Genomic DNA, 15,307 nt, shown 5'->3' with positions numbered 1-15,307 from the left:
CCTATGTTTCTGTGTGTAGCTGATTAAGGGTTGCGGCAATACTCATATCAATGCGCTTGCCGTTAAGTTCTATTTGTATGCCACCAAGAATTTCGGGCTTAACAACAAACGAACAGTCTATTTGATTGGGAACGCTGCGCTCTATTTGAGCCAATATGTTCTTTTTTTGTGCAGCAGTTGGTGTGCGGGCAGTGACCACAGTAACCGGGGTGATGGCTTGCTTTTTTTGTGCCAATGCAACAAAGTGCTTGCAAATATTTGGCAGCAAATGTATATGTCGGTGCTTGGCCAATAGTGCCAACCACCGGGACTGTGTTGCCGTAGGCGCAAGCGCCTCTGTAAAGATCCTTAAGATATCGCCAGCAGCCACTTGTGGGTTTTTCAGGGCTGGGTGCGCGGTTTCTTTTAAGAGCTCAATGAGGCGCAGCCACTCATCAAGAGCTTGGGTTTCTAGCGCCGTATCAAAAGCAGCTTTGGCATATGCGCGACTAGTTTTCTTCATAGGCCTCCTTTATCGCGTTGACGATAAGAGGATCTACCAAGCTGTCATCAGGGAGGTTTGGAATCACCTTGGCTAACGCAGCTTTCACAAGTACAAGCACCTCTTTCTCAAGGGTTTGATGGGCAGCAATCACTTGCTGGTCAATCTTTTCTTGCGCTCTTGTGAGTTGCTTCTTCTCTTCATTCAAAGCCGCTCTTCTAGCGTCATCCAGGATTTCTTGAGCCGCCATTTCGGCTTGGTCTATAATGCGTTTGCTTTTTTTCTGGCCGTTTTGGACCATGTCGGCACACTCTTTTTCAGCAGAGGATAAGAGCGTTTTGCCACGCTTGGCATCTTCAACCCCTTGGGCGATATCAGCCTGACGCTTTTCGATAATCTCGATAAGAGGTGGCCAAAGGTATATTCTGGTTAAGCCAACAAAGCTAGCAAACACAACCATTTCTACCAAGAGTGTTGCATTAATGTTCATAGATTATCCGCTTAACAAAGGAAGCTGTTGAATGATGGTGTTGGCAAAAGGAGCTGCAACAGTAAAGAACATACCAATCCCAACACTGATCATCAATACGGCATCAATAAATCCAATGATAATGACTGTTCGGCCAAATAAGTATGGCGCAACTTCAGGCTGCCTCGCGGCGCTTTCAATGAACTTGCTCCCAACAAGGCTAACACCAATGCCTGCGGCAAGGGCGCCAAAGCCGATCATGATGGCCACAGCAAGAGCGGTGTTGCTTTGTACCAAAGCAATATCAGAAATAATGGTCATGTTTTTCTCCAGTTAATGTGAGGTTCTAGCCATACCTAGATAGGCAATGGTTAGTGTCATAAAAATAAACGCTTGTAATGAAATAATAAATAGGTGAAGCCCAAGCCAGATCCACCCAAAAAACCATTGCATCCAAAAAGGCGTCAGCGCGATGAGAAAGAAAACCAGCTCACCGGCAAACATGTTGCCAAACAAACGCAAGGATAGGGAGACGGGTTTTGTGACCTCTTCGACAACCCTGAACAAGATGTTGGCTGGAAAGAAATAGATGGAAAAAGGATGGGCGAGGACATCATATAGGAATCCCTTTAATGAATGGGCTCTAATAGATTCAAAAACAATCATGCAAAAGACGCTGAGGCCAATTGCAAGGGGCAGGCTAAGGTCGGCTGTTGGCACTGCTCGGAAGTACGCCACGCCTAAATGGCTTGCAACAAAAGGTATTAAGTCGACAGGTATCAGGTCCATAAAGTTCATTAACCAGATCCACATAAAAATACTTAAAGCCAATGAGGAGACGTTGCTGTCATGCTGGTTTAGCGCTGTTTGTACCTGGCCATCAACAAAACCAACGACGGCTTCTACAGCAACCTGCAATTTGCCAGGGTTTTCTGCTTTTGCTTGTCGAACACAGTAGTGGAAGGTAAAGAAAAAAGCGAGCCCACATACGACAGAAATTAAAATGGTATCAAGATTGAATGTCCAAAAGCTGCTTGTGTCGCCCACAGGGCTCCACTGCCAGTGCTTCAAATGGTGTTGAATATAGTCGTTTGCATTTACAGCCATGACGTCTCCGCAGGAAGCATACAACAAAGCATATAGGCCAATTGAGACAGGCCCGCCCCTACTAAAACTTCGTTGACTGTGCCAGATGCAACCTTTAATGATAGAAATAGTAGCCCAAAAAACGCCAGATGCTTAAGTACTGCAGACTTAACCAGGCTAGACAAGGTTTGCGCACCAAAAGGATTATATAATAGAATGGCATGGGCAATATATGCGGAGGAACCACCTAACGCTAAAGCTGGCAGTGAATAGGACCGTAAGCAAGCAAGAACCGAGAAAAATGCCCATACAGCAAGGTATCGGAGAAGGAGTCTTTCAATATCTGCTTTGTATGTCCGGGTCATTAGGTCCAGTTGCTATAATTCATAGCCATCATAGTGTTAATATGAAGATTTTGCAAGAACTTCTTGATTGAGGCTGCGCTAAAAGCAAAGCATGTGCTTATATGAATTATTAAATGTCTAGCTGCTTCCGCAGTTTTGCTTGAAGAGCATCTATGCCTGTTTTTTTCAAACAAGAGCATAAGATAAGATTTGAGGCATCGATCTCGATTGTTTGTAAAATTTTTTGCTGTGCCTCAATGCATTGCTTTCTTGAGAGTTTGTCTGCTTTGTTAAGCGCGATACTATAATCAACCCCTTGGTCATAACACCAGCCGATGATATCAAGGTCGATAGGCCTTAAGCCTCTACGGATGTCTACGATGATGATAAGGCCGCTTAAGCATTTTCGGTGCTCTAAATATTCTTGTAGCCGTATTGCCCAGCTGGCTTGCTTGGCCCTGGATACCTGCGCAAAACCATAGCCCGGGAGGTCAATCACACGTGAGTTGTTTGGGCATGTGAATACATTAAATAGCTGGGTTCTTCCTGGTGTTTTGCTGCACTTGGCAAGATTTTTGATGTTTGCAATGGCGTTGATGATTGAAGACTTTCCAACATTTGAGTAGCCAGCCATAATAATTTCATGGCCGGTATCTTCAGGAAGGTCGCGTATTGAGGGTGCGCTCTTAAGAAACTTCAGTTGTAAAGGGGTCATGTTGGGTCTTTTGTATGAATGGGGCTTGGCCTGCAGCGCGAAAAGCTTGGTAGCGCGATATGCAAATCTCTTTCATGGCAGCACGGCTGGCGGATAAATATTTTCTAGGATCCATTTCTTCTGGATGCTCGTTAAGGTGTTGGCGGACAGCAGCAGTGGCGGCCAGCCGGAGGTCAGTGTCGATATTTACTTTTGCAACACCGTGCTGAATGGCTTTTTGTATTGCGGCTACAGGAACGCCAAATGTTGGGTCTATAGCACCACCGTGCTGATTGATGGTTGTTAAAAGGTCTTGAGGCACGGAGGAGCTGCCATGAAGAACCAGCGGTGTATTGGGGATGGCCTCCGCAATCATAGAGACTCTTTGAATGTTTAAAACAGACTCGGTAGGAGGCGCTGAAAACTTATAGGCACCGTGGCTTGTGCCGATGGCGATAGCCAAAGCGTCAACGTTTGCTTGAGCGACAAAATCACGTGCCTCGGAAGGGTCTGTGAGCAGCTGTTCAAGTGACAAAATATCAGCAGCCTGCGTGCCATCTTCTTCTCCAGACAGGCCGGTTATCAGTGAGCCTAAGCAGCCAAGTTCCCCCTCAACTGAAGCAGGGTATGATTTTGCCATGTCGAGAGCTTGCTGTGTTATGCGCACATTTTCCTCAAAAGCATTTGGTTTCCCATCGGCGGTTAAAGACCCATCCATCATAATCGATGAAAAGCCAAGCTCTAAGGCGGCTTGAAAGTCATCAAGAGAGTGGCAATGATCTCGGTGCAGGCAGATAGGCAAAGGACTCTTTTTGATATGCTGTATTAGCCCATCAACCATCCAGGTTGAGGCGTGCTTTAGCCCCCCTGTAGACAGCTGAATGATAACGGGGCTTTGCGTTTCAGTTGCTGCGTCCAATATTGCCTGAGCCTGTTCTTGAAAGCTGATATTGAATGCAGGAATGGCGTAGCCATTTTTGTGTGCATGCCGTAGCAGTGTAGACAGGGGGACTAGCGTCATTGGGAGGCTCCGTTGTCTTGGTGGTCGGCAACTGCAAAAGATGAGCCGCAGCTACACATGGCGCGGGCATTGGGGTTGGATACAACAAATCGCTCGCCCTGTTCGTCTCGCTTAAAATCAATGGTTGCACTATGGATGTATTGGTGGCTGATGGCGTCGATCAAAACAGAAAAACGCCCTGTTTCAGTGGTAACTTCTTGCGAAAAGTCTTGCTCTCTAATGTTGTCGTCTATGCCGAACACATACTCAAAGCCACTACACCCTCCGCCCTTTATTTGCACACGAAAGTGTGGTTTAGAGGGGGTGTGAGACAGAATTTGTCCAATTTTGGCACTTGCAGGCGCTGTTATTGTTATTTCAGGGGTAGGCATGTCACACCAGGCCCATTGAAAAGGTGATGGCGGTATGCATGGTTATTAACATCAATACACTGACGGTCATTGTGTGATCTTGCATAAGGCGGTCTCTTGATATTTAGTTAAAAAATATACCATTTTTTTTAGCTGTTGGCAAGTTAAAGTTATTGCTTGGGCTCAGGGTCACAAGCTGCTGGCGCATAAACGCTAAGGTCAGGAGTTGTTGTCTTGGGTGGAACAGGCTGCCTGAAAAGTTGGGATAAGGTTATTGGGGCTGACAGTACAATATACTCAAGGCTTAATAAGCAGAAAACGGCCATTTGAGCGACTTTAATCGTTACAAGTAGCGGTGAAAGCGTTAATTCGACAATGTTGGCAAGTAGGCTGTTGAAACGAGGGTAGGTTCTCTTCATTGTGGCTTTAAACGCGCTGATGACGTAACTGTCAATGCCTATAATCCATTGCTCGTTAGAATGTTCTTTGCTTGTTAGGCTTTGTTGGTCAACCATTTTTCTGGTGTCTAACAGCATGTATTTCTGTCCAGTTAGCAAAGAGGGCAATGCGAACACAAGCATCTTAAGGTATTGAAGCAATGATATGCCTGCACGTTTAATGCCAGCCAATCCAATTTTAAATTGTTGGCGGGCACAATGGTCGATGATGGCTGGCGGCGCAGCAAGAATGGTTGTGGCTAACGCAGTGCCAAGCTGTAAGACGCCAATGTGAATAAACAAATTGTTTAAAAGAACATACAATAAGTTGGCAACAATGCCGAGCCCTGCTTCGAGCACAATATAGCACACATCCAGAGTGCTGATGACAAGAGATAAAGCCAGCTTTATGGGTAAAAAGCAGCCTTTATAAAGCAAGAAAAGCAAGGTGTTTTTAACCCCTTTAGCGGTGTTTGTGAGTGCGAACGCTATCCTTCGTAAAAGTTGTGTTTCTGCAGGAGCTAGATACCCAGCCCCAAATGTTAAACTTAAAGAGGCGCTGGCTTCTTTTTTTATAGCAAAAAAAAGCTGTAACAACTTGTTGAACTCGCTTTGGAGGCTGCTGTTAGCAGCGCGCTTAAAGTCAAATAGCATGACATTCCATGTCTAATGTTGATGGTATTGTGACACTCGCCTATGCATTAGTCAATATCGACTGTCTGTTTACACGAGCGAAGCAGCTTGTTGAGGATCATGCACCCCTGTTTAAAGCTCGCGGTCCGAGTCCATGCAGGAGATAGCTCAGGGTTAAGGGGAAAGCTTGGTTGAGAGCAGAGGTATTGTAATTGTAGCTCTGGGTGTCGTTTGTATGCCAGGTTGTGAAGCTTTTGTTCTGCGATACCCTGAATAATCCGGCGTGTTTGTGATAGAGCGTGTCTGCGACCTGCATTGATTCCCCCATCGCTCCAGCCAGTATTAATAAGCCATACACGAGATTGGTGTTGTTGAATTTTTTTGGCAAATAGGTCGCTATAGGTTGCTTTGTTTAAAGGGAAAAAAGGCAGGCCAAAAAATGGGCTAGAAACAGGCGATATGTTTTTTGAGCCAGCCTCTGTTGCGCCAACCTTGGCAGTGTACCCTGTTTCATAGTATGCCAAAGCTTCAAGAGCATCAAGCCGAGACACTGCAGGAATAACACCATATAAGTCATAACACAGAAAAACAATATCAGCCGGGTGGGGGGCTACTTGATGATAGGCGTTCGGGATGTGATCAAGGGGGTATGCTGCACGGGTATTCTCTGTCAGCCGGTCATCAGTAAAGTCAGGGAGGTTTTGGCTGTTAAGGATGGTGTTTTCAAGGATTGCAGGCTGGCGTAGCGCGTGATATATGTTGGGTTCTGATTCTGGGGTGATGTTAATGGTTTTGGCATAGCACCCCCCTTCGAGATTAAAGATACCATCGTGAGACCAGGCGTGTTCATCGTCACCAATGATTCTCAGGGATTGGCAGGCGCTTAGGGTGGTTTTGCCAGTCCCTGAAAGCCCTAGCAGCAGCATGGATGTGTTTGACGGCGTTAAGACTGCAGAGCTATGCAGCGTTAAGATGTCGCTTTGGGGCAGTAGCACATTCATGATGGTAAACATGGCTTTTTTAATCTCTCCTGCATACCCAGTTCCCGTGATTAAAACTTTTTTCTCAGAGAAGCAAATGCCAATAAATACTTCAGGTCCTTGGCTGAGTTTTGCATCGGGTATACAGCGTAGGGTCCAGCGTTCTAAGGGCGTTCCCGAGGGCTCTAAGAACAGGTGTGATGCAAACAGCTGGTGCCAGTGCGTTTGAGTTTCAACAGATACAAAGATGTTGTTTGTTGGGTGGTTGCCCACTTGGTACGTGTTTTTTGATTTAATAGGAAATGGGTTGGTTTCGAGCCAGAACTGCTGAAACATACAAAGAGGCAATGGGTGATGGTATTGGTTGTAGGCAATGCCATCAACCTCGTTCTCGACAATAAACTTCCCTGCGGCAAATCGTGCCATGTGTTTTCCTGAGCGCACAGCAAGCGCCCCGGAAGGCGTTGGCAGCCCTTCCCTGTCCCTTAATGACTTCACATATGCACTGTTGTTCATGTCCGTATTCTTTCGTCCCACACCCTTTAAGGTGATCATAAGTTTGGCAAGGAATACAGCTGTTTGGATTTGTTGTATTATTTTATTGTAGATTCTTTGAGATATTTCTGGTTTCCCTGTCAGAATGTGGCTATGGGTGGACTTGAACCACCGACCTCAGCATTATGAGTGCCGCGCTCTAACCAACTGAGCTACATAGCCAATCTTTTCAGTATTTTGTCTTCTAAGTGCAAGAATGTCAAGAGAAATACAACCAAGTTGCGTGGGCGGCAAAAACATGGTAAAAGATTTTGTGTGAAAGGAGGCTTGATTATGGGTGTTGCTCACAAAAATTTTTTAGGGATGCCAAGGTACGAGAGCCAGGAAGACGAGGCTTATATGTCGTCAGCACAACAGCGGTACTTTGCCCGCTTGCTCAAACTTTGGCAGGAAACCTTGGCGTCAGAGTCTTTTCAGTTTAAAGAAAGCTTGCAAGATAATGAAAGTTTTGTTGATTACCTAGACCAGGCGTCACAAGAAGAAAGCCAAAGGATGGGGCTGCGGGCTTCAGAGCGTCGGAGGAAGCTTCAGAAAAAGCTTCAAGAAGCCCGGAATCGCCTGGGAAGAGGAGAGTACGGATACTGTAAGGTGTGTGGTGATGATATCGGTGTTTCTAGGCTAGAGGCAAGGCCCACTGCAGATGAGTGTATTAACTGCAAGACAGTTTCTGAATTGTATGAAAAGCGGAGTTTAGAATGAAAGTATATGACCTAACCATTGTGCTGCTGTTTTTAGGTTTGTTTTTTGCCACCATTGAAGCCACGGCGCCAATTGGCGGGTGGTTCGGGTTCCAGGCACTATTGGTCGATCGCTTGTATCGGTTTGTGGATGTGATGATCCACGTTATGGGCTTTGCTGCACTGATTAAATATCTATTTGCGAAATAATCATAGTTGTTTTACAGGCCCTGATAGCCATAAGTTTCCTTGATGTTGCTCAACATTTAAAATGCCACCAGAAGAAGACACCTCCCAAGATCTGTATCCGGGGCGGCTGCAAACAAAAGCAGCTGCAGCTGCAGCGCTTCCACAGGATAGCGTCCAACCAACGCCTCTTTCGTGCGTTCTAATGGCAATCTGGTTTCTGTGCTGACTGATAAAGCTAATATTGAAGTGGTTGAAGGCCGTTTGAAAGTCGGATATCAGGTTGTCGCTGACAAAGGTAATGATATGTTGGTTGCCTAGGTTAACAGCGTGGTGTGGCACAGGGATGGGTGTTTCTGGAAGCTTTGAGGCTTGCCCTAGGTTAACCCAGTGGCGTCCGTGTTTTTTGACAATGAGAAATTGTTTGTGACCAATGATTACGGTTAGTTTGGGCAGCCCCAGGTGCAGGCCTAGAGTTCTTAGGCCATTGCCACATTGCTGGGCCATGGTCCCATCTTGGTTGTAGATGTGTAGATTCAGTGTTTCAGGGTGATAGATAACCCATTGATCAACAGCTTGAGGGCAGTGGGGGGGGCTGGGCCGATTTTCGGTAGAAGCTGCAATCCCAATAATATTCCCTGCTGCCGAGTATCGGTATAGCATCCAAACCTCTGATTCATTATGGGCCCAGTAGGACTCGAACCTACGACCAAGGGATTATGAGTCCCCTGCTCTAACCAACTGAGCTATGGGCCCTGAATAGACTAATACTACAGGTTGTTTTTATATTAGTCAATTCTATCTGGTTAATAAAGGCCTAATAGGTGTTAGGTTTGTTCCTAATAACCATTCTTAGGATCAGTTAGGATAACCACGTGATGCGTCTGGTTATCGTTAGGATAGCTGACTTTATGTTCTACCGCTAGGCTTTTAGGCTGGCCATGCTCATGAATGTTTAAGCGGACTTGCCCTAACCCAAAAGTCTCGGCGGTGTCGGTAAAGGTGTATACTTCGGCTTTAGAGAGATTAGATACTGAAAACGTGCGCTTTTTGTTTTTTTCGCTAGCGCGTTTTATTCCGCCTAGATAAGAGCCTGGGCGAAGAGTGCTGTCGAAGTCGCCATTGTCGGAGGAAATTTTAATAATGCTTGATGAGAGATTAACAAATGTGTGATGTATTGCATGATCCTCAGCTGCAAGCAAGGCAATTGATAGGGTTAAGAAAACTAAGCGGGCGGACGTTTTTTTGAAGAAGTTAGATATCATATTATTCCCTTAAGTTAAGCTTTTGAGATTATATAGAAAAGAAGGTGGGGTGTAAATCCGACAATGTTAAAAAATAAATTTTACACTGAAAATCAACCAAGCTATACTGTTGGGGTGAGAAATTGAGTAAAAATATGTCAATAAGCGTGAATCAGTTACGGTCTGGATCAAAGGTGATGGTAGACGGAACGCCATATAATGTTGTTGAAAATGAGCACGTTAAGCCAGGTAAGGGGCAAGCGTTTAATCGCTTGAAAATGCGTAATATGCTCAATGGTCGTGTAATCCAAAAAACCCATCCGTCAGGCGCAACATTAGAAGCTGCAGATGTTGTTGAGACACAGATGAACTTGCTGTATATCGACCAGTCAGGGTATCATTTGATGGATACATCAACATATGAGCAATATGTGATGTTGGCCTCAGAGGTTGGAGAGAGCAAGAAGTGGCTCAAAGATGAGGCTTTGGTCGTTGTTGTTGTTTGGAATGGCAGGCCGATATCAGTGCTTCCAGAAAACTTTGTTGAGTTGGAAATCACCGAGTGTGCGCCAAATGCAAAAGGCGATACAGTCACGGGAGGAACCAAGCTTGCGATGGTTGAAACCGGGATTGAGATCAAGGTGCCATTATTTGTTGAGCAGGGTGATGTGATTCGGATTGATACAAGAACGGAAGAGTATGTTTCAAGAGCAGGAAAATAAACGGCAAAATTTGCAGAATTATGCGAATTTTCTGGAGAAAATTAGGGCGTTTATGAAGCATCGTGGCATTTGTGAGGTGATCACAAACCCATTGGTCAAGGCGGTTGTGCCAGATGCTGGGGTTGATCCTGTTGGTGTTGATTTGCAAATTGGTAAAAGGTTTCTGCATACATCACCAGAGTGGGAGATGAAGAAGCTGCTGGCTGAAGGGGCGGGGTCAATTTATCAAATGGCATCGGTGTTTCGAGATGACCAAAACCAAAATTGGCATAAACCTGCTTTTATGATGCTGGAGTGGTATGAGCTTGGCATTAATGACCAGGACCTTATCCAGCAGTGTTTGTCACTGCTGGCCACAGTCGGCGTCAAGGAAGATCCTTGCATTTTGACAATGCAAGACTTATATCAGCAATATTGTGGCATAACATTTGAAGACATGGATGTTAAAACGCTAAAGCTATATTGCCACGCAGAAGGCATTGATGCTTCTGGCTTGCAAAAAAAAGAAGAAACATCTAGTTGGCTGGATTTGATTTGGGTCACTAAGATTGAGCCAGGTTTAAAGGGCTTGGTTGTGGTAAAAGACTTTCACCCGTCTCAGAGTGCGCTAGCAGAAGTTGTGTCTGAGCCATACCCTCATGCCAAGAGATTTGAAATATTGTTAAACGGATGTGAGCTTGCCAATGGATATCACGAAACAACGGATCTTGGCGTCTTAGAAGAGCGGTTTCATAGCGCTAAAAGCCATGTTCCCATTGTTGATGTCAGAGATATAAAAAACATGCCAGCTTGCGCAGGAGTCTCTGTGGGCATTGACCGTCTTTTTGCACAAATAAAAGGCCTTAGGTCGTTATTTTGACATGAGGCGCATGGATAGCAGTCCTGGGCTGCAGGAGCCAGATGAGCAGATAGTCTCAAACTCTTGTTCCTCTGGGCTACGAGAAGGGCTGCCAATTTCAAACACGGGTTTAAGAAGGGTTTTGAAAAAACCTTGAGCAGCAGATAGTATTCTAGGAAGAGGTTGCTCAAACTGTGGGGCCATATCCACGAACCCTAAGTGCTCCATGGCAGAGATTAGCCACTGATCAGGATTCTGGCCTTTTGTGGCATTTTGGTCAGCTACGGCGTGTAAAATCTCAACACAAGCGGATCCACTATCGGTTTTCGCTAATGCTTCTGAGCTGTTGAGGGATTCAATCGTTTCGCATAGCTTTGAGATAACCGGGCCGCTTTGGTCAAGGTTTTGGGCGGGCAGCGATGCTGAGTGTTTTAGAAAAGCCAGCATATGAAGCACAGCAGGGCCACACCAGGCACTAATCATGGCAGTATTTACCTCTAAAAACATCATCTTGCTCATTACCTTCTCTATTCCTGAAGAGAAAACTTTGTGGGGAAGAATGATGTCTAGCTTGGGGATTAGATCTTCCGTTGGTCGTTTAAGGCGTAATGTTCCCTCTTTTGGGCAGTAGCTAATTGATGATGAAAGAATGCGGGCAACATTTTGAGGAATGGTGTTGTCTTCAGCAAGAAGGCCGTTATCTTGCAAGATCTTCTTAAGTGGTGTTGCGATCTCAATTTCAGGCAGTTTAAGTTTACAAAATATAGCCAATATTGCAGCATGGTTTGTGCTGTATGTTAAAATGTGCAGTGTCGATTTTTTGGGAGCGCTTTCAAGCATTTTGTGTGGAATGGTGCAACCATGTTCCATGGCTAGGAAGTGAGAAATTTTTGTAATTGGGTCAAGTGAGCCAACCTTGGTGGTGTTTCCCCAAAGCTTGGTTATACCATTGTAGACCTCAATAAACTGACCACAGGGCATTGTTGTGCCGTCTATCAGCTTAATCATGAATAGCTCAGATAGTCGCGCCCTTGTCCGCTTAAAAAAATCTTCTATGTGGGGTGCAAACCGTAGCTGAGACTCGCTTGCGCCACGGAGTTTATAGTAAGTTGATCGTGCGGGAGACAGCAGTATGTACATGATCGGTTCAAGGCGGGAAACAAATTGACTAATTTTGGTGTACAGAGGAGAGCGGCGCTGCTCATCCTTGCAGTCTAGCATGCTGTTTAGGCAGTCTTGCACACACTCAGGGGGCGTTGTGACCAATATGGACGCGAGGGTTTTTTTCTCACCAGGGGATAAAGCTAAAGAATCTAAGGCCTCTGTTGCAATACTTTTAGCGCTGTGCTGATAAGCCTCCTGGAGGCAGCTGTAGAAGTTTTGTCCATATTCTTGAAAAAAGTCAGCACAAATCGTTGCTGTCGCACGATGCATATCGATGGCGCTCATGACTTCTTCTGATACAGCCATGCCTTGAGATGTGATAAATTGTATTAGCTTTTTCGTGTTGTCTTGGCGGTCTTGGGTGGTGCGAGTGAATGCTTCCCTCCCAAAAAATTCTGAGGGAATGATGTCAACATGAAATTCCTGTGCTGCTTGAGCTATCGTGCTCTGTATGGCATGTTGCACAAGAGGAAATTCCTCTAGCTGAAGCCCAGAATATCGAATATCTAGCCCATTGGGGTCATGCGACTCTCTGGAAAAATGTGCGCTTATTTCTTCTCTTCCAGCGTATGTCAAGATGCTGCTAGAGCAGTGGCTCCATAAAGAGTTAACCTGGGTATAAATATTATAACTAAGCCCTAGGCTTTGCAGGTATGCAATCGCTTTGGGACTAGAGTGGCTAAGTTTACAGCCTCTACTAATGTGAGGAATGGGATTATACTTAGAGCCATAGGTATCAGCAAATCTTTGTTCTGATAAAGTACTTCGGTTTAAGTGGGTACAGGCATACATTAATACCTGTAGGTTTACATCAATGGCGTTTGCTGAAGGTGGTGCGTGCGTAGGGTCAAGCAGCTCTACTAGCCAAGATTGAAATTGCGGCAGGAGAAACGGTCGATAAATCCTGCTAAAGATAAATGAGGCCAATTTTTTAGGTAATGCAGGTAGTTGGTCTTCTGGGGTTGTTTTAATGAGCTCAAGTGCTGAAATGTCACCATCCAGCGGATCAAGGTCCTGTTGATATCTCTGGGTTTCTTGTCCAAGAAGTAAAAACAGAGGCTCAAATAGTGGGTGACTCATGAGTAGGCTTGGAGTCTCTATGTGAGCGTCGACCAAAAAGGCTTTGATGCTAGCCGCTGAAACCCCTTCGCTTAGATAGCCAGAGATAAGGTCATGCATGTTCCTGTCAAGCGATGGGAACATACTGTCTAGATCTTTTTGTACGATGTTTTTTTTCGCATGGGAAGATATGCACGCCATCATCACAATTTTGTCTTGCAATTCTAGCCGCAATAAATTTACCTGGCCTCTTGTAAGGCTTAGCCATTGAGGGTAGGCTAATGAGGCTCGTCCTACGAGGATGTGTTGTGCCTGAATGAAGTTGTGAACACGTGTGGCGGCTTCTGGTGTGAGCGTTATTTCGAGAGCCATTTTTAAGCGTTTCTTTTCCTCAGCCGTCAGGTTCTTGCTGTGGGAAAACATATCATCAATAACGGCAATGACAGGGTGAGACTTGAAGTTAATAAGCTTAGGGGCATAACCCATGGGCCAAGTACCATGTTTGACATAATGCAATAGAGCATGCCTTCCTGCTATTTCTTCTTTCAAGTCGCTAGAGGCTTTGGTTGCTTTTAACCGATGTAGTGATGGAGTTTTGTTTGAGTATGTGTTGATGCTTTCGAGTGCCAAACCATAGTCTCTGCTACGCTGAGCAGGCTTGGTTGTTTCTGCAAGATTAGAAATGATAGACTTCCAAGCTTTGTTTAAAAAAAGAAAACGCGGGGGAAGTTCAACCAGGCTCGAGAAGAGGGCTTCTAAATCATCTCGGATCTGGGCGCGTTTGGCATCAAGAACTATGGTGTTTGGTGACCCAGGCTTAGTTAATAAGTCGTATTTGCGCATATCCTTACCGAATTGACTATATTTTTAATATTATCACGAGAATATTTGTTATGCAATAAGGGTTTTTTTGACGATTTATAATAATTAACCCTGTCAAATAATATTTTTGACCTATAACAAGTGTGCTTTAACAGAGGAGATTGCTATGAGCGAAGTAAATGTAAATATTCCATATCAGGAGCGGCACAGTCGCTTAAGTGTGTTTTTGAGGCCATTATTGGCATTGCCGGTTATTGTGGCTATGTTGTTAATGATTGTGCCCAATCACTCTTTTAATCCATTTCGTGTACACGACGTGGTAACAGAGGAGGTGTCTTATGATCGACGTGGTAACGTTATCGAGGCAAAAGATGTTGCGTATTATGATCTAACAGCCGTTGCGATTAATGGTTATGAGATGGTAAGCGAAAAATTTTCTTGGAGTTCCTTAACAAGCAATTCGGGAGAGGCAACGTTATATTCTTATGCAGCCATACTGGGTGCTTATTTCTTGTTTGTGCCATTGGTGGCATTTAGCTTGTGGTTTATGTATGTGGTAAACCTAGCAGTTGCAATGACATTATTGTTTAGGAAAAAATATCCTAGCTGGTGGTTTCACTGGAACAAGTCATTACAGTCATTCGTGCTAAGGATTTATTGCTATGCTTTGTTCTTAACGGATAAGTATCCCAGCTTAGAAGAGGAAGACAGTGTTATTAAGCTAGCACTCCCAAACCCATCGCATGAGAACCTTAACAGGTTTATGCCATTGGTGAAGTGGTTGTTGGTGCTACCGTATCTGGCTATATACTTGGTATGTCTAACGGTGAGCTTTGCGCTGGTGCCATTAACCTATTTCTTGATACTGGTTACGGGCAAGATGCCGAGATGGATACACCGATACCATGTTGCGGTGATTAATTTCTATCTCCGTATCGCGGCGTATGCTTTGTTGCTGGTTACAGACAAGTATCCAAATATGATATTTTTAAGACGGTAAGGAGGCGTCAATGATAAAAAGGGCCATGCGGCCCTTTTTTATTGTTACGTATTTTTCTAAGATTCTGAGAAAAAGGTCCGAGATGCGCCAAGAGATGCTCTAAAATTGGGCTCACCACCAATTTTCATGCATGACAGTTTGCCATTGATCCAAGTATTGTCAATATTGGCCAGTCTATGGTTAATCCCTATGCTATAACCCCCATACTTGTCAGAGCGCAATATGGCGAGCATCGCGCGAGTGTCACCACCAATTTCAGCGCCTATGTGTATTTTAGAGTCAGCTTCCTCAAAAAAGAGGGCATACGTTGTGGTCACTGTATAGTGATATGAGCCAATAACCCAAGGTGCCTCGTTGGAGGCGAACAAGCCAATAGCAACTTCTGGAGAAGTTTGCCCGGAGCTTTGTTGGGCGGCTACTTCAATACTTGCGCCAAAGTTTAACCGGTTGGTTGCAAAGGCAAGGGGGGCGATTAATGCGAGCCCCAATAAGTGCTTTTTATACATTATTTTTCCTGAATTTTTTACTAAAGTATCTTCAGTAAG

General features: G+C 44.9%; 19 protein-coding genes and 2 tRNA genes. 5 read left to right on the top strand and 16 right to left on the bottom strand.

Annotated elements, in window-relative coordinates; translation table 11 throughout:
- Position 1: 1 nt before the first annotated feature.
- The 11 genes from atpH to MKS91_RS02595 all read right to left on the bottom strand — a co-directional run bounded on the left by atpH (position 2) and on the right by MKS91_RS02595 (position 7,212).
- Positions 2-502, bottom strand: coding sequence for an ATP synthase F1 subunit delta (gene atpH, locus MKS91_RS02645; protein ID WP_258569292.1), 501 nt, complete (start codon positions 500-502; stop codon positions 2-4).
- Positions 489-971, bottom strand: coding sequence for a F0F1 ATP synthase subunit B (gene atpF, locus MKS91_RS02640; RefSeq protein ID WP_258569291.1), 483 nt, complete (start codon positions 969-971; stop codon positions 489-491). The genes atpH and atpF overlap by 14 nt, the downstream gene beginning before the upstream one ends.
- Positions 972-974: 3 nt before the next feature.
- Positions 975-1,271: a F0F1 ATP synthase subunit C gene (gene atpE, locus MKS91_RS02635; RefSeq protein WP_258569290.1), complete on the bottom strand. Its 297-nt coding sequence runs from the start codon at positions 1,269-1,271 to the stop codon at positions 975-977.
- 12 nt (positions 1,272-1,283) lie between these two features.
- Positions 1,284-2,057 (bottom strand): F0F1 ATP synthase subunit A, encoded by a 774-nt coding sequence (gene atpB, locus MKS91_RS02630; protein ID WP_258569289.1) that lies wholly within the window; start codon positions 2,055-2,057, stop codon positions 1,284-1,286.
- On the bottom strand, positions 2,048-2,401 hold the full coding sequence (locus MKS91_RS02625; protein WP_258569288.1) for a hypothetical protein: 354 nt from the start codon (positions 2,399-2,401) through the stop codon (positions 2,048-2,050). Before MKS91_RS02625 ends, atpB begins: the two co-directional genes overlap by 10 nt.
- Positions 2,402-2,510: 109 nt before the next feature.
- A complete protein-coding gene (gene yihA, locus MKS91_RS02620) occupies positions 2,511-3,095 on the bottom strand; it encodes a ribosome biogenesis GTP-binding protein YihA/YsxC (RefSeq protein WP_258569287.1) in 585 nt (194 codons plus the stop codon).
- On the bottom strand, positions 3,067-4,095 hold the full coding sequence (locus MKS91_RS02615) for a ketose-bisphosphate aldolase (protein WP_258569286.1): 1,029 nt from the start codon (positions 4,093-4,095) through the stop codon (positions 3,067-3,069). Before MKS91_RS02615 ends, yihA begins: the two co-directional genes overlap by 29 nt.
- A complete protein-coding gene (locus tag MKS91_RS02610; protein WP_258569285.1) occupies positions 4,092-4,466 on the bottom strand; it encodes a HesB/IscA family protein in 375 nt (124 codons plus the stop codon). The genes MKS91_RS02615 and MKS91_RS02610 overlap by 4 nt, the downstream gene beginning before the upstream one ends.
- Positions 4,467-4,615: 149 nt before the next feature.
- Positions 4,616-5,536 (bottom strand): hypothetical protein, encoded by a 921-nt coding sequence (locus MKS91_RS02605; RefSeq protein WP_258569284.1) that lies wholly within the window; start codon positions 5,534-5,536, stop codon positions 4,616-4,618.
- A gap of 47 nt (positions 5,537-5,583) precedes the next feature.
- Positions 5,584-7,050: a phosphoenolpyruvate carboxykinase (ATP) gene (locus MKS91_RS02600; RefSeq protein ID WP_258569283.1), complete on the bottom strand. Its 1,467-nt coding sequence runs from the start codon at positions 7,048-7,050 to the stop codon at positions 5,584-5,586.
- Between the two features lie 88 nt (positions 7,051-7,138).
- Positions 7,139-7,212, bottom strand: a tRNA-Met gene (locus MKS91_RS02595).
- Here MKS91_RS02595 and MKS91_RS05305 point away from each other — a divergent pair.
- Positions 7,180-7,749, top strand: coding sequence for a TraR/DksA C4-type zinc finger protein (locus tag MKS91_RS05305; protein ID WP_258569282.1), 570 nt, complete (start codon positions 7,180-7,182; stop codon positions 7,747-7,749). The genes MKS91_RS02595 and MKS91_RS05305 overlap by 33 nt on opposite strands.
- Positions 7,746-7,937, top strand: a complete 192-nt coding sequence (locus MKS91_RS02585) for a hypothetical protein (RefSeq protein ID WP_258569281.1) — start codon at positions 7,746-7,748, stop codon at positions 7,935-7,937. The genes MKS91_RS05305 and MKS91_RS02585 overlap by 4 nt, the downstream gene beginning before the upstream one ends.
- On the opposite strand, the gene MKS91_RS02580 is transcribed toward MKS91_RS02585, so the two are convergent.
- The 3 genes from MKS91_RS02580 to MKS91_RS02570 all read right to left on the bottom strand — a co-directional run bounded on the left by MKS91_RS02580 (position 7,938) and on the right by MKS91_RS02570 (position 9,178).
- Positions 7,938-8,576 (bottom strand): diaminopimelate epimerase, encoded by a 639-nt coding sequence (locus MKS91_RS02580; RefSeq protein ID WP_258569280.1) that lies wholly within the window; start codon positions 8,574-8,576, stop codon positions 7,938-7,940. It abuts the gene before it with no gap.
- A gap of 19 nt (positions 8,577-8,595) precedes the next feature.
- Positions 8,596-8,669, bottom strand: a tRNA-Ile gene (locus MKS91_RS02575).
- A gap of 83 nt (positions 8,670-8,752) precedes the next feature.
- Entirely contained in the window at positions 8,753-9,178 is a 426-nt protein-coding gene (locus MKS91_RS02570; protein ID WP_258569279.1) for a hypothetical protein, read from the bottom strand.
- 134 nt (positions 9,179-9,312) lie between these two features.
- Here MKS91_RS02570 and efp point away from each other — a divergent pair, with 134 nt between their 5' ends.
- Together efp and MKS91_RS02560 are read left to right on the top strand one after the other, a co-directional pair.
- Entirely contained in the window at positions 9,313-9,879 is a 567-nt protein-coding gene (gene efp, locus MKS91_RS02565) for an elongation factor P (protein ID WP_258569782.1), read from the top strand.
- On the top strand, positions 9,857-10,738 hold the full coding sequence (locus tag MKS91_RS02560) for an amino acid--tRNA ligase-related protein (protein ID WP_258569278.1): 882 nt from the start codon (positions 9,857-9,859) through the stop codon (positions 10,736-10,738). The genes efp and MKS91_RS02560 overlap by 23 nt, the downstream gene beginning before the upstream one ends.
- On the opposite strand, the gene MKS91_RS02555 is transcribed toward MKS91_RS02560, so the two are convergent.
- Positions 10,730-13,783, bottom strand: a complete 3,054-nt coding sequence (locus tag MKS91_RS02555; protein WP_258569277.1) for a hypothetical protein — start codon at positions 13,781-13,783, stop codon at positions 10,730-10,732. The genes MKS91_RS02560 and MKS91_RS02555 overlap by 9 nt on opposite strands.
- Before the next feature lie 145 nt (positions 13,784-13,928).
- Between MKS91_RS02555 and MKS91_RS02550 the strand changes: the two genes are divergently transcribed.
- Positions 13,929-14,762 (top strand): DUF4389 domain-containing protein, encoded by an 834-nt coding sequence (locus MKS91_RS02550; protein WP_258569276.1) that lies wholly within the window; start codon positions 13,929-13,931, stop codon positions 14,760-14,762.
- Between the two features lie 56 nt (positions 14,763-14,818).
- On the opposite strand, the gene MKS91_RS02545 is transcribed toward MKS91_RS02550, so the two are convergent.
- Complete coding sequence (locus MKS91_RS02545; protein ID WP_258569275.1) at positions 14,819-15,268, bottom strand: hypothetical protein; 450 nt, start codon at positions 15,266-15,268, stop codon at positions 14,819-14,821.
- Between the last annotated feature and the right edge of the window lie 39 nt (positions 15,269-15,307).

Source organism: Candidatus Synchoanobacter obligatus (assembly GCF_024259865.1).
GTDB lineage: Bacteria > Pseudomonadota > Gammaproteobacteria > Comchoanobacterales > Comchoanobacteraceae > Synchoanobacter > Synchoanobacter obligatus.
This window is presented reverse-complemented; position numbering and strand designations above follow the sequence as displayed.

Excerpts from the sequence above, each read along its gene's own strand:
- atpH (WP_258569292.1), bottom strand. The coding sequence starts at position 502 with ATGAAGAAAACTAGTCGCGCATATGCCAAAGCTGCTTTTGATACGGCG.
- atpF (WP_258569291.1), bottom strand. The coding sequence starts at position 971 with ATGAACATTAATGCAACACTCTTGGTAGAAATGGTTGTGTTTGCTAGC.
- atpE (WP_258569290.1), bottom strand. The coding sequence starts at position 1,271 with ATGACCATTATTTCTGATATTGCTTTGGTACAAAGCAACACCGCTCTT.
- atpB (WP_258569289.1), bottom strand. The coding sequence starts at position 2,057 with ATGGCTGTAAATGCAAACGACTATATTCAACACCATTTGAAGCACTGG.
- MKS91_RS02625 (WP_258569288.1), bottom strand. The coding sequence starts at position 2,401 with ATGACCCGGACATACAAAGCAGATATTGAAAGACTCCTTCTCCGATAC.
- yihA (WP_258569287.1), bottom strand. The coding sequence starts at position 3,095 with ATGACCCCTTTACAACTGAAGTTTCTTAAGAGCGCACCCTCAATACGC.
- MKS91_RS02615 (WP_258569286.1), bottom strand. The coding sequence starts at position 4,095 with ATGACGCTAGTCCCCCTGTCTACACTGCTACGGCATGCACACAAAAAT.
- MKS91_RS02610 (WP_258569285.1), bottom strand. The coding sequence starts at position 4,466 with ATGCCTACCCCTGAAATAACAATAACAGCGCCTGCAAGTGCCAAAATT.
- MKS91_RS02605 (WP_258569284.1), bottom strand. The coding sequence starts at position 5,536 with ATGCTATTTGACTTTAAGCGCGCTGCTAACAGCAGCCTCCAAAGCGAG.
- MKS91_RS02600 (WP_258569283.1), bottom strand. The coding sequence starts at position 7,050 with ATGATCACCTTAAAGGGTGTGGGACGAAAGAATACGGACATGAACAAC.
- MKS91_RS02585 (WP_258569281.1), top strand. The coding sequence starts at position 7,746 with ATGAAAGTATATGACCTAACCATTGTGCTGCTGTTTTTAGGTTTGTTT.
- MKS91_RS02580 (WP_258569280.1), bottom strand. The coding sequence starts at position 8,576 with ATGCTATACCGATACTCGGCAGCAGGGAATATTATTGGGATTGCAGCT.
- MKS91_RS02570 (WP_258569279.1), bottom strand. The coding sequence starts at position 9,178 with ATGATATCTAACTTCTTCAAAAAAACGTCCGCCCGCTTAGTTTTCTTA.
- efp (WP_258569782.1), top strand. The coding sequence starts at position 9,313 with ATGTCAATAAGCGTGAATCAGTTACGGTCTGGATCAAAGGTGATGGTA.
- MKS91_RS02560 (WP_258569278.1), top strand. The coding sequence starts at position 9,857 with ATGTTTCAAGAGCAGGAAAATAAACGGCAAAATTTGCAGAATTATGCG.
- MKS91_RS02555 (WP_258569277.1), bottom strand. The coding sequence starts at position 13,783 with ATGCGCAAATACGACTTATTAACTAAGCCTGGGTCACCAAACACCATA.
- MKS91_RS02550 (WP_258569276.1), top strand. The coding sequence starts at position 13,929 with ATGAGCGAAGTAAATGTAAATATTCCATATCAGGAGCGGCACAGTCGC.
- MKS91_RS02545 (WP_258569275.1), bottom strand. The coding sequence starts at position 15,268 with ATGTATAAAAAGCACTTATTGGGGCTCGCATTAATCGCCCCCCTTGCC.